Source organism: Streptomyces shenzhenensis (genome assembly GCF_003688995.1).
Classification (GTDB): Bacteria; Actinomycetota; Actinomycetes; order Streptomycetales; family Streptomycetaceae; genus Streptomyces; species Streptomyces shenzhenensis_A.
Map to the genome: position 1 here is coordinate 115,862 of NZ_PENI01000017.1, position 14,847 is coordinate 130,708.

A 14,847-nucleotide genomic window follows, 5' to 3' on the forward strand; every position below is an offset into this window, starting at 1 on the left:
ACGGAACGGATGAGAGGGAACTGCCATGGAAACCTTCGAACGCGCCCGGCTGGACGCCTACTTCGCCAGGATCGCCGCCCAGTTCGCCCCGGGTGAGCAGACGGCGTCGTTCCTCATCACGCACCTGCTGGCCGAGCGTCCCGCGTTCGTCCGCGCGGTCGCCGCGATGACCCGGCTCACTGCGGTGCTGCCCAAGCCGAAGTCCGTCCACCCGGCCGCGAAGCGCGAGGTCGAGCAGACGCACATGGTCGACACCCTCACCCGCGAAATGTTCGCCCAGGCCGACGACGCTCTGGACTACCTCGAATCCCGTGCCGCCGACCAGACGGTCACCCTGCTGGACGTCGGCGGCTACTTCGCCCCCAGCCTCGCCGACGTCCACAACCGCTTTACCGGCCGGCTCGCCGGGGTGATCGAGGACACCGAGAACGGGCACCACCGCTACGAGGACCTCGACAAACTGCCCTGCCCCGTCATCTCCGTCGCCCGCTCACCACTGAAGAACCCCGAAGACTTCCTCGTCGGCCAGTCCGTAGTCTTCTCCACCGAGGCCGTCATGCGCGATCGCGGTGACATCCTCCACGGCCGCCCCGCCCTGGTGATCGGCTTCGGCAAGCTCGGCAGCTCGATCGCCCGCCTCCTGCATGCCAAGGGCGTCCATGTCACCGTCTTCGACATCGACCCAGTCCGCCGCACCCAGGCACTCTCCCAGGGCTTCACCGTCGCCCGCGACCGTGAAGCCGCCCTGACCGGGGCCGGCCTGGTGCTCTGCGCGACCGGCGCCGTCTCCCTGTGCGGCGAGGACTTCTCCCACCTGCGCAACGGCGCCTACGTCGCCACCGTCACCAGCAGCGAGGACGAACTCGACCTCGCCGGACTCCCTGACGTCTACACCCGCACCCAGGTCGGCGACCACGTCACCCGCTACCAGACCACCGGCCACTACTTCTATCTGGCGAACGGCGGCAACGCCGTCAACTTCATCCACGGCGCCAGCGTTGGGCCGTTCATCTTCCTGGTCCAGGCCGAGATCCTCGCCGCGATCAGGATGCTCACCCGCGGCGACCTCGCCCCCGGCTTCCATGAGGTCCCCGCACCCGACCGCGAAGCCATCGCGGCGACCTGGCTCTCCTACTTCAACAGGTGATCACCATGGCCATCACGGCCCACCACATCCGCACCACCATCGCCGCCTACCTCGACGAACACCCCGAGGAAAAGCGCGAACTCGGCGTCGTCCTCAGCCTCCTGGACGACGGCGACGACCTCACCAGCCGTAAGACCCTGCCCGGCCACGTCACCGCAGGGGCCATCCTCGTCGGCCCCGACGGCCGCATCCTGCACATTCTCCACAACGTGACCCAGAAATGGCTTTTGCCCGGCGGTCATCTGGAGCCCTCGGATGAGACGCTCCTGCAGGCCGCCGGCCGCGAACTCGCCGAGGAGACCGGCATCCCGCCCCACGTCGTCACCCCGCACGGCGAGACTCCGCTCCACATCGACATCCACCCCATCGACGCCAACCTCGCCAAGGGCGAGCCCGCCCACCAGCACTTCGACTTCCGCTTCCTCTTCCGCACCACCGCCGACATCGGCGAACTCCAGGCCGAAGAAGTCTCCGACGCTGCCTGGCGAACGGTCGGCGCCCTCCACGACGAGAGGTTGGGTCAGCGCGTCGCCCAAGCACTGCGTTGACCCCAAGACCGGCGGCCCCTGCGTCCGCGACCCCCGACGCGCGCGGGGGCGGCCTCCCAGCCCGCCCAGCGACAGGCCACCAAGAGTGGCCTTCGTCACCTGATACGGTGATCGTTGCCATGGAAAGCGACACGATGCACCGTCTCTACGAGACGCGGGCCGGAGCGGCAGCCGCCTCCTAAAACGACACGACCTGCATGGGACACAGTCTCTGCGGCGACAACCGCCGGTGACCTGGAGGAAGAGCACGCCGGCCTCGGCCATGACGTCCAGGCAGCGCCGCTTGTCCTCCCACGGCATCCCGGAGTTGACCTTGAGCCCCAGGTAACAGTGCTTGCACTTGTAGTTGCAGCCCAGGTTGACCTCCCAACTCGCTTTGCCGTACCCCCAGCTGGAGGGCCGGAGAGGGTCGTCCGCCCTTGTCGGGGGCGGGAGTCTGGGTGCTGGCCGCGGATGAGTGCCGTGCGATGAGGTGCGGGTCGGGCCGTCAGGCGACAGCCATCAGCGCTGCGATCCGGGCGAACTCCTCCTCCAGGCGGTCTCGTCCGAGGGCCGCGAACTCGCGGTCCAGGTCCGCCGGTGTCACTCCACGGAGTTCCACCATCGTGCGAGCGGCCCGGACCCACGGCGCCCACTCCGAGCCGTACTTCACCTGCTCCATGGCGCACCCCGGAATGGGCTGGAGCGTCCGCGGATGATGGAGGGGACCCACAACACCCCACGCGGGTACGCGCCTCGCCCACGCCGCCACGAATCGCCCACCACGCAGGGCACGGCACAGCTGGATCGAGATCCCGGCGCACGGCACGCACACCGGCGGACTCGTCGTGAGCTCCCCCTCCCGGATCGGACCGCCGGAGTCCTTCAGGAGAAAGAGGTGAGGACCGTGCGGGTCCGGCGGCATGCGAGCGCAGACCTGGCACATCATGTTGAGCATGGCCCGGCGCTGCCGATACGGGTGAACGTTCCGGAACACTGGGTTGCCCCGGCGCTGCTTCGGCCGGAGGACGTACCGGACCCAGAGCACACCGAAGCTGTCCCGGTCGTACGGCGTCTCATCCGCGTAAGCGATCCCCGGGAAGCCGCGGCGGCGGGTGATCGGACACGACAGGAGTCTTTCCTCGCTCCATCCGGCGATATACGGGACGAGGCCTGGCGGAGCCGGAGGCAACACGATCGAGAACCTTCCTATGTCGAGACGAGGGTGACGGCCCGGCACACCCAGAGGCATCACGGGATCGGGTGTGCCGGGCCGGGCCCGCCGGCCCCCACGGGGAGAGCCGGGAGCAGGAAACCGGCGGGCACCTGGGAGCTCCGGCTGCCCCCTGGGACGCGAGCGACCGGAGCCGGTCACGGGGTCAACGGCCGATGCCGACCACGAGGGAGGACATGAGGACGGCCAGGACCAGCGCATAGAAGAACTGGCCCTTCGGGCTGTCCGGCCTCATATGCATCGCCGCCGCTCCTCCCGAGCCGCCTCGACTGAAGCGAGGTAGCCGCGGCGTGGACGATCCCGGCGGACATGCGTACCGCGGCGAACAACCCACCGCACCGCAAGAGCGCGATACCGCTCGTAGTCCAGTCGTTCCAGGCCCGGTCAACGCTCTCCACGGCAGAGACCAGCAGCCAGGAAGCCACGGCCTGCACGGACATCCGCCGCCTGGGCACCAGCACCCCGGCTCGCGCCCTTGGGTGTCTCTCCAGGCCCGTCATAGGTCAGCCTCCAACACGGAGACGTCTCGTTTCAGTGCTTGTGCGCTGGCCACCTTTGCTCCCCAGGGCCGAGACGATTCGGATTACTCGTAAGAGGTAATCGCCCAACTACGCACTGCGGGTACCGTTGGAGACAGGTGCGACCGTGAACACCGTGAACGCCATGGAGCTGTCGGGAGTGAGTACATGGCCACGAGAAACCGCACGCCCAACCTTGCCTTGGACAAGCTGCTTGAGCAGGCACGATGGACGCGCACACAACTGGCACAACAAGTCAACCGACTTGGTCCGCAAGCCGGGCTGCATCTCACCTACGACCGGACTGCCGTCGCACACTGGATTGCCGGTACGCCGCCAAAGCCTCAGGTCAGGCCCCTGATCCTCGAAGCCCTGTCCGCTCGTCTAGGGCGACCGGTGACCCACGAGGAGGCCGGTCTCCAGCCCGCCGGGTCCAGCGACGGTTCTCAACCAGTCGACACTGTTGAGGAGTTGATCGACCTAGGAAGGGCGGATATGGATCCATCCCGTCGCGGAGTCCTGGCCGCGACTCTCTTCTCAGCAGCGCTGTCCGTGCCGGCGTTCCAGCAGACCGCACGGGCCGCCGAAAGTCCGGTCACGCCGGGCAAGGCGACGATCCGGATCGGTGCATCCCAAGTCGCCTCCGTGCGGTCCATGACAGCGAGAATCGCGGACATTCTCGACGAGTTCGGCGCAGGCCACGCCCGCCCCATGGCCGCCGCCTTCCTCGTCAACACCGTGGGCCCGTGGCTGCGGGCGCAGGCCTCCGAGCCGGTCAAGCGGGACATGCTCGCCGCCGCGTCCGACCTCACGTACCTGACGGGCTGGATGGCCATGTACGAGAAGGCTCACGGTCTGGGACAGACCTACTACGTCAAGGCACTCAAACTCGCTGACGAAGCCGGCGATCACGTCACCTACTGCCGCACGCTGCGCGGCATGTCCCTGCAAGCGTCGAATCTCGGACGCGGGCAGACGGCGCTCGATCTGGCGAACTCTGCGGCCGAGGCGGCGCCGACCGCCGGTCCTCGTCTGGTCGCGTTCCTGCGTGGACAGCAGGCCCACGCGGCATCCATGGTCGGCGACCGGCACCGGGCCCACACCCGCCTACGCGAAGCCGAGACAGCGCTGAGCAAAGCCGACAACCGGCGCGACGCAATCGGCGGTTACGACCGGACCGCCTATCTCTTCCACGTCTCCCACGTGCTGGTGGAAGAGGGTGATCTCTCCGGCAGCATCAACGCGATGAAGCAGTCCATCCGGCTCCAGCCGGCCCAGGAGCGACAGGGCCGCGTTCACGCCTACGCGGTACTCGCCCAACGGCAGCTCCGGTACGGGCACCTGGACGCCGCATGCCAGTCCTGGAGCCGCTTCCTCGACGAGTACGAACACGTCTCGTCCATCCGCGGTGACGACCACTTCGCCACCCTGCGCACGGACCTCGCCCCTTACGCCAAGTCCCGTGCGGTGAAAGAACTCGCCGGCCGAGTGCGAGAAGTCGCAGCGGCCAAGGCCTGAACGAGGGACGCCTTCGGGGAAGCTGTCGGCAAGCCCCGGAGGCAGCACGATCCACGACACGGTGGGCGGCGAGTTCGGTTTCACCGCCGAGCGACTGGCCATGTCCAACAGCACCACCGCGCTCATCGTCGGCGACAGCGATCAGGCCGAGGCCGCCGCCCACCAGGCCCTCGCCCTCCTCGGCCGGCGGACACCGGATGCACAGTCCGCGCATGTCCGGGGCGGCGCCTCGGCCGACTTGGCCATGGCCCGCCTCCTGGCCGATGACGTGGAGGGCGCCGCGGAAGCGCTCGCCCCGGTGTGGGAGATCCCGAGCGACCAGCGGATGACGGGCATCGTGGTCCGTACCGCCCGCGTCCACCGCCACCTGTCGCGCCCGGCGTACCACGGCGCGCAGCTCGCCGGGCAGATCCGGGAACGGATCGAGGACTTCAACCGGGTCTCCCCGCCGCATCAGATCGGCCCGCACGTCGGGCTGCTCGCCCTCGAAGCCTGATCACAGGGCGGCCAGGGCGTCCCGGGCCAGCCACGCCCACGTGTCCCTGATCGTCTCAGCGATCGGCCGGCACCGCAGGCCCGCCGCAACAGCCCTCGCCGAGTCCACCGACCAGACGCCGGCGTGCGTGCGCCACAGCGGCAGTTCCGTCCACTGCTTCACGCCCTGTTCGATCAGGACCTCGGGCGTCACCCACACCGGCGTTCCGGTGCTGTCCGTCACCGCCAAGCACTCGCCGAGGAAGCCGTCGAAGGTGATCCCCTCCGGGTGGGTGACGTTGTAGCCGCCGCTCGTCGAGCTCGCGGCCTGGTCCAGCGCGAACTCCGCGACGTCCCGCACGTCTACGGGCTGGATGTGCTGCCCCGCCGGGGCCGGGGCCACGATGCGCCCGCCGCGTTCGGCACGGCTCAGCCACCAAGGAAGGCGGCCGACGTACTCCCCGGGGCCGAGGATCACGCCGGGCCGCAGGAAGACCGCAGCCTTCCCGAACACCTCCGTCACCGCGCGTTCGCCGCCGGCCTTCTGGAACCCGTAGACGGTGGGACTGCCGTCCACGCCCGTGTACCCGTACGTCTCGTCCGCGTCCGCCGGACACACCAGCAGCGACGAGGCATCCGTCAACTGCCGGTGAGGCCAGCCCTCGTAGACGGACACGGTGGAGATGTGAACCCATCGCTGTGCCGCGCCCCGGAGGGCGGTGGTGGAGAGCAGGACGTCACGCGGCGCCAAGTCGGAGCTGGACGTGTCGATCACGGCATCCCACGGGCCGTGTGCGGCGAGCCGGTCCAGGTCCTCCCGGACCGTACGGTCACCGTGGACCGGTCGGACTCCTTCGACGTCCGGGCCGGATCGTCCACGGTTGAACGTGGTGACGGCCCACTCCCTCGCGAGCGCTTGCTCTGCAATGGCCTTGCCCAGGAACCATGTTCCGCCGATCACCAGAATGCGCATGGCCCCGATCCTGCCGTCACAGGGCCAGGCGGGGGAAGCGCCGCCCCGGATACAGCGGCGACACCGGCGGTGATTGTGTAGAGGTCGCCGACCTCGCCCCCCGCATAGCCGTCCGTGACTCCAAGCAGGCCGCCGGGCCCCACGTGGTCTTCTCCCCCGCCGCCTGGGGCGACTTTCTCGACCACGCCACGCAGTGATCGCGCGTCAGGCCGGTGGGAGTTCTGGTTTTGCCTTGCCGCGGCCCACCTGGGTGCGTACCGCGCCCATGCTGGCCGCGATGACCAGGGCGATGGCCAGGGACTGCGTCAGCGACAGGGCCTGGCCGAGGATCAGGAAGCCCGCGGTGGCGGCGAGGGCCGGTTCCAGGCTCATGAGGACGGCGAAGGTGGAGGCGGGCATGCGGCGCAGGGCGAGGAGTTCGAGGGTGTAGGGCAGGACGGAGGAGAGCACCGCCACTGCCGAGCCCAGCGCCACGGTGGTCGGGTCCAGCAGCTTGCCGCCCGACTCGGCGATCCCGAGCGGCAGGAACACCAGCGCCGCCACCGCCATGGCCAGCGCCAGCCCGTCGGCCTGCGGGAAGCGGCGCCCCGTACGGGCGCTGAAGACGATGTACGTCGCCCACATCGCCCCCGCCCCGAGCGCAAAGGCGACGCCCGCCGGGTCGAGGTCGGTGAAGCCCCCGCCGCCCAGCAGGAAGACACCGGCCAGCGCGAGGGCCGCCCAGACGGCGTTGACCGCCCGGCGGGAGGCCAGCACCGACAGCGCGAGCGGGCCCAGCACCTCCAGTGTGACCGCGGCGCCCAGCGGGATGCGGTCGGCCGCCTGGTAGAACAGGCCGTTCATCGCGGCCATGGTGACACCGAAGACGATCACCGTGCCCCAGTCGGTGCGCGAGTGGCCGCGCAGCCGGGGCCGGCACACCAGGAGCAGGACCACGGCCGCCGCGAACAGCCGCAGCGTCACGACGCCGAGGGCGCCCGCGCGTGGCATCAGGGTCACGGCGAGCGCCGCGCCGAACTGGACCGAGATGCCGCCGGACAGGACGAGCCCGACCGGCCCAAGCCCGCCGAACCGGCGCGGTGCGGCGCCCTGCGCGGGCGTGGCACCGGGCGGGGCGGTGGTCGAGGAGGGCGACGGCGTGGAGGCACTGCGGGTGGTCACGGGCGGTCCAGGGGATCGATCAGGGGGCGTTCATCACGATGTACTTCCAAGTCCAGAGTAATTGACTCCCGTCAGGGGTGTGAACCCCCTACACCACTGTCCTGGATCCTGAGACACACCGTGCTCGCCGTACGGCCGAACCCGTCGGCGGTTTCAGCTCCGCCCGTCCCGCGGTCCGAATTGCTCCAGTACCTCGGCGTCCGTGGCCCGCGCGTGCAGGAAGTAGTCGGCCCATGCGGCGATGTCCGGGTAGGCGCACTCCGCGACGAGGCAGGCGACGGCGGCCGGGATGTCGTACGGCGTGACGCGCAGGTCGGCGCCGGGGCCGAGGAGGCACCAGTGGGCGCCGGGCCGTCCGTACGGCATGCCGACGCTGCCGGGGTTGACGACGAGGCGGCCGTGGGCCAGCCGGACGTAGGGCATATGGGTGTGGCCGCAGACGACGGTACGGACGCCGGGGTCGAGGCCGGTGAAGACCTCCGCCCAGCGGCCGGGCCGGGAGTCGACGAGCACGACCTCCTCGTCGTCGCGGGGCGTGGCATGGCAGAACAGCACCGGGCCGAGGCCGGTGACGTCGAGGGTCAGGGACTTCGGCAGGGAGGCCAGCAGGTCGACCTGGTCGGCGCGGAGGGCTCCGGCCGCGAACGGGGCGATGGGGTCCGGGATGCCGTCGCGTTCGCCCCGCCGGAACTCGACCAGTTCGCGGTCCGCGTTGCCCGCCACCCACAGCACCCGGTCGCCCTGCGCCCGCAGCAGGTCGATCACCTCGGCCGGCTGCGGTCCCGCCGCGATGTCGCCGGTGAGCACGATCCGGTCGGCGGCGGCCACATCGGGCTCGGCGAGGACGGCTTCCAGGGCCGGGAGCACCCCGTGGATGTCCGAGAGCACGGCAATTCGGTCGAACGGCATGCGTTCAGTCTCCTAGTGCCTCCGTCAGCGCCTCCGCCAGTGTCTCCGCCAGGTGTCGGCCCCTGACCCCGGCCAGTTGCTCCAACTGGGTGCGGCAGGAGAAGCCGTCGGCCAGGATCACCGTTCCCTCGGGGGCCTCGCGTACGGAGGGCAGCAGCTGTTCCTCCGCGCAGGCGACGGAGATCGGGTAATGGCCCTTCTCGAAGCCGAAGTTGCCCGCCAGACCGCAGCAGCCGCCGCTGAGTTCCCCGGTCAGGCCGGCGGCCGCGCGCAGCCGCCGCTCGGCCGCGTCGCCGAGCACCGCATGCTGGTGGCAGTGGGTCTGGCCGGCCACGGGCCGGTCCACCGCGGGCGGGGTCCAGTGGGGCGCGTACCGCTCCAGTGCCTCGGCGAAGGTGACGACCGCCGCCGCCAGCCGGGCCGCGCGCGGGTCGTCGTGGAGCAGTTCGGGCAGATCGGTACGGAGGGCGGCGGCACAGCTGGGTTCCAGGACGACGACGGGGACCCCGGCCCGCAGGACCGGCTCCATCAGGTCCAGGGTGCGGCGCAGCACCGCGCGGGCCCGGTCGAGCTGGCCCGTGGAGACATAGGTGAGCCCGCAGCAGACCCGGCCGCGGCCCCGGAGGATCGCGAGCGGGTTCAGGAAGGCCGAGCTGCCGCCGCCCACCGGGGGCGCCGCCAGGTGCAGAGTCGGCGGGAGGGCCACGCGGAGTCCGGCGGCCTCCAGTACGCGGACGGCCGCCCGCCCCACCGAGGGCGAGAAGTGCTCGGTGAAGGTGTCCGGCCACAGCACGACGAGGTCTCCGCCGTCCGCCGGGGGCTGCTCGTGCCGCCGCCACCAGCGTCCGAACGTCTCCCCGGCCAGCCGCGGCAGCTCCCGCTCGGGTGCGACCCCGGCCGCCCGCTTCGCCAGGCGCGCCAGGGGCCGTACGGCGGCGAGCGCGTTGACCGCGGCGGCCGTACGGGTGCGCGCCACCCAGCGCAGCCACACCGGCAGCCGGCCCATCGTGTAGTGGGCCGCCGGGCGCCGCCGCCCCGCGTAGTGGTGGTGCAGGAACTCGGCCTTGTAGGTGGCCATGTCGACCTCGACCGGACAGTCGGAGCGGCAGCCCTTGCAGGACAGACACAGGTCCAGCGCGTCCCGGACCTCGGTCGAGCGCCAGCCGTCCGTCACCAGTTCGCCGGCGAGCATCTCGTGCAGCAGCCGGGCGCGCCCGCGCGTGGAGTGCGCCTCCTCGCCCGTCGCCCGGAAGGAGGGGCACATGACGGAGGAGCCGGACGCCGTCGTCGTACGGCACTTGGCGACGCCGACGCAGCGGCGGACGGCCGCCGAGAAGTCGCCGCCGTCGCCGGGGTAGCCGAAGGCGACCGGGACGGGTTCGCGGGGCAGGACGGAGAAGCGGAGGTTCGCGTCGAGGGGGGCGGGGCGGACCAGCATGCCGGGGTTGAGCAGGCCGTCGGGGTCCCATACCGCCTTGGCCCGCTCGAAGAGGCCGACGAGCCGCGGGCCGTACATCTTCGGGAGGAGTTCGGCCCGCGCCTGACCGTCCCCGTGCTCCCCGGACAGCGCGCCGCCGTGCGCCACCACCAGGTCGGCGATCTCCTCGGAGAACCGCCGGAAGCGGCCGATGCCGGCCTCGGTCAGCAGGTCGAAGTCGATACGGACGTGGATGCAGCCGTCGCCGAAGTGCCCGTAGGGCGTGCCGCGCAGCCCGTGCGCGGCCAGCAGCGCGCGGAAGTCCCGCAGGTAGGCGCCGAGCCGGGCGGGCGGCACCGCGCAGTCCTCCCAGCCGGGCCAGGCCTCCCTGCCGTCCGGCATCCGGGTCGCCGTGCCGCTCGCGTCCTCCCGGACCCGCCACAGGGCCCGCTGGGCGCCGGGGTCGGTGACGACGAGCGCGTCGACGACGTCGGCGGCGCGGACGATCTCCTCGGCACGCGCGCGTGCCTGCCCCGCCGACTCCCCGCCGGTCTCCACGAACAGCCAGGCCCCGCCCCGGGGCAGCCCGGCCGCCGACGGCACCAGGTCGGCCGCCATGCCCTCGACGGTGAGCGGCCCGTACGCCAGCAGGCCCGCGGCGGCGTCGGCCGCGGCGCTCTCGTCGGGGTAGCCGAGCACGGCCAGGGCACGCGCGCGTGGGTCCTCGACGAGACGTACGACCGCCTGGGTCAGCACGCCCAGCGTGCCCTCCGAGCCGCAGAAGGAACGGGCGACGTCGGCGCCGCGCTCCGGCAGCAGCGCGTCCAGCGCGTACCCGGAGATACGGCGGGGCAGCTCGGGGAAGCCGGTGCGCAACAGCGCCAACTCGCCCTCCACGAGGGCGCGCAGACCCTCCGGTGCGCCCGCCCAGCCCGGTCCCGGGCGCAGCCGTCGACCGCGCGCGGTGCGGACGTCCAGTTCGATGACGTTGTCCGCCGTGGTCCCCCAGGCCACCGAGTGCGCGCCGCAGGAGTTGTTGCCGATCATCCCGCCGAGCGTGCACCGGCCGTGAGTGGCCGGGTCCGGCCCGAAGCGCAGGCCGTGCGGCGCCGCGGCCTCCTGGAGCCGGTCGAGGACCAGGCCCGGCTGGACGACGGCGGTGCGCGAACCGGGGTCGATCTCCAGGACCCGGTTCAGGTGCCGGGTGAAGTCCAGCACCACGCCGGTGCCGGTCGCCTGCCCGGCGATCGAGGTACCACCGCCGCGGGCCACCACGGGCACGCCGTGCGCCCGGCACACGTCGAGGACCGCGGCGACGTCGTCGGCGTCCCGCGGGGCCACCACCCCCAGCGGGACACGCCGGTAGTTGGACGCGTCCATGGTCGTCAGCGCCCGGGACGTGACATCGAAGCCGACGTCACCCCGGACGGCCCCACGCAGCTCGGCCGCAAGATCCGTCATACGCCCAGCAAACCAGCCGCACCCCGAGAACAGCACCCACGGAACGCATGCGCTTGCCCCCGGGGCCCGCACAGCTGGCGCTGAGCACTTCCCGGGGGCGCAAGGGGCACCGGAATGAGCCGCACGGGGGTCCGGCCCACCCGCAGGACAGCGAGGCGCGCGGGCGCGGACGGCAAGGGGCCGCGCGCACGGGCGTGGCTTGTACGCACCGGAGCCGGGGCCTTCGGGCACGGACACAAAAGCCCGCGCGCACGGCAGCCAGGGCCTCGCACAAGGGCGCTGAGACCTCCGGGCGCGGACGGGGCGCCGGGTCTGCCCTGAGCAGGCAGCCGTGCGCGCGGGCGCCGAGCCCCTCGCACGGCCGGGAGCCGGAGGCCGCGCGTGTCGGCGTCGGAGCCCCAGGTGTAGGGCGTCGTGGGTGTCAGCCCGTGAGGGCGCGTCACCCGAAACGCCGTCTCAGCCGACGGACCAGGTTTCGCCTGGGTTTCTTCCGCCGCTAACCTCACCTCGTGGCTGAGATCCAGATTCCTGCTGACATCAAGCCCGCGGACGGTCGGTTCGGCGCGGGTCCCTCCAAGGTCAGGGTGGAGGCGCTGGACGCGCTGGCCGCCACCGGTACGTCCCTCATGGGCACCTCCCACCGCCAGGCCCCGGTGAAGAACCTGGTCGGCCAGGTGCGCGAAGGCATCGGCGCCCTGTTCTCGCTCCCGGACGGCTACGAGGTCGTCCTCGGCAACGGCGGCTCCACCGCGTTCTGGGACATCGCCACCCACGGGCTGATCGAGAACAAGTCGCAGCACCTCACGTTCGGCGAGTTCTCGTCCAAGTTCGCCAAGGCCGCCAAGCTGGCGCCGTGGCTGGCCGAACCCACGGTCATCGCCGCCGACCCCGGCACCCACCCGGACCCGCGGGCCGAGGCGGGCGCCGACGTCTACGCCTTCACGCACAACGAGACCTCGACCGGCGTCGCCATGCCGATCAAGCGAGTGGCGGGCGCCGACGAGGGCGCGCTGGTGCTGGTGGACGCGACCAGCGGCGCCGGCGGCCTCCCGGTCGACGTCGCCGAGACGGACGTCTACTACTTCGCCCCGCAGAAGTCCTTCGCCTCCGACGGCGGCCTGTGGATCGGCGTCTTCTCCCCGGCCGCGATCGAGCGCGCCGAGCGGATCCACGCGAGCGGCCGGCACGTCCCCGAGTTCTTCTCGCTCCCGACGGCGATCGACAACTCGCGCAAGAACCAGACGTACAACACCCCGGCGCTGGCCACCCTCTTCCTGCTGAACCAGCAGCTGGAGTGGCTGAACGGCCAGGGCGGCCTCGCCTGGTCCACGGCCCGCACCAAGGACTCCTCGACCCGCCTGTACTCGTGGGCGGAGGAGGCCAAGTACGCCGCCCCGTTCGTCTCCGACCCGGCCAAGCGCTCCCAGGTCATCGGCACGATCGACTTCGCCGACGAGATCGACGCGGCGGCCGTGGCCAAGGTGCTGCGCGCCAACGGCATCGTCGACACCGAGCCGTACCGCAAGCTCGGCCGCAACCAGCTGCGCGTCGCGATGTTCCCGGCCGTCGACCCGGCGGACGTCGAGGCGCTGACCCGCTGCGTGGACTACGTCATCGAGAAGCTCTGACCGCTTCCGTACGGCGGTGATCCCGCCGCTTCCCGTACATCGCAAGGGCGCCCGGTGTCAGGCCGGGCGCCCTTCGCCCGTCCGGCCGCTCGGCCGGCGCCCGCGCGGGCCCGCGTTCAGTCGGGGCGCCGCAGCCGGCGGAGCCAGAGCAGGGCCGCGGCGGCCACCGCGACGACGGCGGCGACCTTCAGGCCGGAGCTGGCGCCCGCCCCGCCGACCGCGGCGTTCCCGTTCCCGGTGGACGGCGTGGCGGTCCCCTCGTCGGCCTCGGGCGCGTCCTCGGCCGTCACCGAACTTTCCTCGCCCTCACTGCCGTACAGGAGCTTGGTCCCGTCGGCGGAGTAGGTCACGGACTCGCCCTGGCGCTGGAGGGGCACGTCGAGCCGGTCCCGGCGCCGGATGTCGGAGCCGTTCCAGTCGTACAGGATCCCGCCGAAGTAGCCGCGCACCGCGAGCTGCCGGCCGTCCGGTGAGAAGGCGGCGTCGGTGGCCCACAGGTCGACGGGCGCGATCGGCTCGAAGACGTTGGTGCCGGACGCGGACAGCTGCTCGGGTCCCTCGTACAGGTGCCCGCCGTCCTCCTTCTTGTCGATGAGGTACACGCGCCCCGTCTTGGGGTGCACGGCCAGCGACTCGGCGTTCCGGGCGCCGTCCGCGTACTTCACCACGTACTGCGTCGCGCGGATCGTCCGGTCCGTCAGCTCCGCGGGCTCGGGCAGCCGGTAGATCCAGACGTACGGCCATGAGCCGTCAAGGTTGTCGCCGATGTCACCGACGTAGATCTGGTTGCCGGGCCCGATGGAGATCGCCTCGACGTCGCGCGGGGAACCGATGCCGCTCAGCGTCACCGTGGCGACGGTCCGGCCCGTGGCGCCGTCCACGGCGTAGAGGTACGGCCCGTCGTCGCTGTCGTTGTGCGTCCAGTAGATGCCCGGATGGCGGCGGGAGGCGGCCAGGCCACTGGACTCGGTGATCCGCGGGTCCTTGATCGTGAACCCCTCGTCACCATCGGCCGCGGCGGCGGGCGGCACGGCGAGGGCACCCGTGAGCAGGGCCCCGGCGATGAGGGCCAACGATCGACGCATGACCCAAGCCTGCCATCCCGGCCCGCGGTCGGCCCGACGTGGTGGGCCTCACATCCCACCCGTCGCCGTGATCGTCCATCATGAGCGGATGCTCAGGTTGATGCCCGTCGGTGACTCCATGACGATCGGAAGCACCGGCGACCACACATGGCGTTACCGGCTCTGGCAGCACCTGTGCGCGACGTACGGCGGCCCCTTCACGCTCGTCGGCCCGCGGGAGACCCTGTACGACAAGGCCGCGGACGCGCCGACCTCCCACGCCTACGCCGACCCCGACTTCCCCTGCGGCCATCTGGCCGGCTGGGGCGAGGGCTGGCTGCACATGGCTCCGCTGATCGGCGAGGCGATGCGCGAGCGGCGGCCGGACGTGCTGCTGGTGTCGCTGGGCCTGATCGACCTCGGCTTCTACACGGACGCCGAGCAGACGGCCCGCAACGCCCGTGCCTTCGTCGCCGCCGCACGCGAGGCCGACCCGGCCGTCCGCATGGTGGTGCTCCCGGTCATACCGAACATCCGCGCCGCGGCGGACGAGCTCTTCGCCCACCAGGTGGCCCGGTTCAACGACCTGCTGGCGAAGGCGGTGGCGGACCTGGACGAGCCCGCCTCCCCGCTGCTGTTGGCCTCGATACCCGAGTCGTACGACATCCACACGGACACCTACGACGGCACACACCCGAACCCGAGCGGCGAACACAAACTGGCGGGGGCGTTCGCGGGGGCGATGTGGGGGGCGTGGGGAATCGGACACCCGTACGCACCCGGAAGAAGCTGACCGAATTCCGGCGGTTCCTGAAC

Annotated in this window: 13 protein-coding genes; 7 read left to right on the forward strand and 6 right to left on the reverse strand. The window is 71.6% G+C overall.

Features of this window, described 5'->3' with window-relative positions; genetic code table 11:
- Positions 1 to 25 precede the first annotated feature (25 nt).
- Positions 26 to 1,147: an NAD-binding protein gene (locus CTZ28_RS25200; protein ID WP_121891970.1), complete on the forward strand. Its 1,122-nt coding sequence runs from the start codon at positions 26 to 28 to the stop codon at positions 1,145 to 1,147.
- Between the two features lie 5 nt (positions 1,148 to 1,152).
- On the forward strand, positions 1,153 to 1,695 hold the full coding sequence (locus CTZ28_RS25205; protein WP_121891971.1) for an NUDIX hydrolase: 543 nt from the start codon (positions 1,153 to 1,155) through the stop codon (positions 1,693 to 1,695).
- Positions 1,696 to 2,182: 487 nt separating this feature from the next.
- Here the strand turns inward: CTZ28_RS25205 and CTZ28_RS48600 are convergent, their stop codons facing one another.
- Positions 2,183 to 2,356, reverse strand: coding sequence for a hypothetical protein (locus tag CTZ28_RS48600; RefSeq protein WP_259471797.1), 174 nt, complete (start codon positions 2,354 to 2,356; stop codon positions 2,183 to 2,185).
- Positions 2,357 to 3,594: 1,238 nt separating this feature from the next.
- Between CTZ28_RS48600 and CTZ28_RS25220 the strand changes: the two genes are divergently transcribed.
- Together CTZ28_RS25220 and CTZ28_RS25225 are read left to right on the forward strand one after the other, a co-directional pair.
- A complete protein-coding gene (locus tag CTZ28_RS25220) occupies positions 3,595 to 4,944 on the forward strand; it encodes an NsdA family TPR-like regulatory protein (protein WP_121891973.1) in 1,350 nt (449 codons plus the stop codon).
- A gap of 61 nt (positions 4,945 to 5,005) precedes the next feature.
- A complete protein-coding gene (locus CTZ28_RS25225; protein ID WP_121891974.1) occupies positions 5,006 to 5,440 on the forward strand; it encodes a hypothetical protein in 435 nt (144 codons plus the stop codon).
- Here the strand turns inward: CTZ28_RS25225 and CTZ28_RS25230 are convergent, their stop codons facing one another.
- Complete coding sequence (locus tag CTZ28_RS25230) at positions 5,441 to 6,391, reverse strand: NAD-dependent epimerase/dehydratase family protein (RefSeq protein ID WP_183154573.1); 951 nt, start codon at positions 6,389 to 6,391, stop codon at positions 5,441 to 5,443.
- Here CTZ28_RS25230 and CTZ28_RS25235 point away from each other — a divergent pair.
- Positions 6,364 to 6,588 (forward strand): DUF397 domain-containing protein, encoded by a 225-nt coding sequence (locus tag CTZ28_RS25235; RefSeq protein WP_121892045.1) that lies wholly within the window; start codon positions 6,364 to 6,366, stop codon positions 6,586 to 6,588. The two genes, CTZ28_RS25230 and CTZ28_RS25235, sit on opposite strands and share 28 nt — an antisense overlap.
- Positions 6,589 to 6,595: 7 nt before the next feature.
- Here the strand turns inward: CTZ28_RS25235 and CTZ28_RS25240 are convergent, their stop codons facing one another.
- The 3 genes from CTZ28_RS25240 to CTZ28_RS25250 all read right to left on the reverse strand — a co-directional run bounded on the left by CTZ28_RS25240 (position 6,596) and on the right by CTZ28_RS25250 (position 11,339).
- Positions 6,596 to 7,552: an EamA family transporter gene (locus CTZ28_RS25240; protein WP_121891975.1), complete on the reverse strand. Its 957-nt coding sequence runs from the start codon at positions 7,550 to 7,552 to the stop codon at positions 6,596 to 6,598.
- Positions 7,553 to 7,705: 153 nt separating this feature from the next.
- The gene (locus tag CTZ28_RS25245) at positions 7,706 to 8,461 is read right to left on the reverse strand and encodes a metallophosphoesterase family protein (protein ID WP_121891976.1); all 756 of its coding nucleotides are present in this window, start codon (positions 8,459 to 8,461) and stop codon (positions 7,706 to 7,708) included.
- A 4-nt stretch (positions 8,462 to 8,465) separates the two neighbouring features.
- Complete coding sequence (locus CTZ28_RS25250; RefSeq protein ID WP_121891977.1) at positions 8,466 to 11,339, reverse strand: FAD-binding and (Fe-S)-binding domain-containing protein; 2,874 nt, start codon at positions 11,337 to 11,339, stop codon at positions 8,466 to 8,468.
- Positions 11,340 to 11,848: 509 nt separating this feature from the next.
- On the opposite strand from CTZ28_RS25250, the gene serC reads away from it, so the two are divergent.
- The gene (gene serC, locus CTZ28_RS25255) at positions 11,849 to 12,967 is read left to right on the forward strand and encodes a phosphoserine transaminase (RefSeq protein WP_121891978.1); all 1,119 of its coding nucleotides are present in this window, start codon (positions 11,849 to 11,851) and stop codon (positions 12,965 to 12,967) included.
- 116 nt (positions 12,968 to 13,083) lie between these two features.
- Here serC and CTZ28_RS25260 read toward each other — a convergent pair whose 3' ends face one another.
- Positions 13,084 to 14,052, reverse strand: coding sequence for a TolB-like translocation protein (locus CTZ28_RS25260; protein WP_121891979.1), 969 nt, complete (start codon positions 14,050 to 14,052; stop codon positions 13,084 to 13,086).
- Positions 14,053 to 14,140: 88 nt separating this feature from the next.
- Here CTZ28_RS25260 and CTZ28_RS25265 point away from each other — a divergent pair, with 88 nt between their 5' ends.
- Positions 14,141 to 14,824: a GDSL-type esterase/lipase family protein gene (locus tag CTZ28_RS25265; protein WP_121891980.1), complete on the forward strand. Its 684-nt coding sequence runs from the start codon at positions 14,141 to 14,143 to the stop codon at positions 14,822 to 14,824.
- The last annotated feature ends 23 nt before the right edge of the window (positions 14,825 to 14,847 follow it).

Coding starts and splice junctions, on each gene's coding strand:
- CTZ28_RS25200 (WP_121891970.1), top strand. CDS start 26: ATGGAAACCTTCGAACGCGCCCGGCTGGACGCCTACTTCGCCAGGATC.
- CTZ28_RS25205 (WP_121891971.1), top strand. CDS start 1,153: ATGGCCATCACGGCCCACCACATCCGCACCACCATCGCCGCCTACCTC.
- CTZ28_RS48600 (WP_259471797.1), bottom strand. CDS start 2,356: ATGGAGCAGGTGAAGTACGGCTCGGAGTGGGCGCCGTGGGTCCGGGCC.
- CTZ28_RS25220 (WP_121891973.1), top strand. CDS start 3,595: ATGGCCACGAGAAACCGCACGCCCAACCTTGCCTTGGACAAGCTGCTT.
- CTZ28_RS25235 (WP_121892045.1), top strand. CDS start 6,364: ATGTTCCGCCGATCACCAGAATGCGCATGGCCCCGATCCTGCCGTCAC.
- CTZ28_RS25230 (WP_183154573.1), bottom strand. CDS start 6,391: ATGCGCATTCTGGTGATCGGCGGAACATGGTTCCTGGGCAAGGCCATT.
- CTZ28_RS25245 (WP_121891976.1), bottom strand. CDS start 8,461: ATGCCGTTCGACCGAATTGCCGTGCTCTCGGACATCCACGGGGTGCTC.
- CTZ28_RS25250 (WP_121891977.1), bottom strand. CDS start 11,339: ATGACGGATCTTGCGGCCGAGCTGCGTGGGGCCGTCCGGGGTGACGTC.
- CTZ28_RS25260 (WP_121891979.1), bottom strand. CDS start 14,052: ATGCGTCGATCGTTGGCCCTCATCGCCGGGGCCCTGCTCACGGGTGCC.
- CTZ28_RS25265 (WP_121891980.1), top strand. CDS start 14,141: ATGCTCAGGTTGATGCCCGTCGGTGACTCCATGACGATCGGAAGCACC.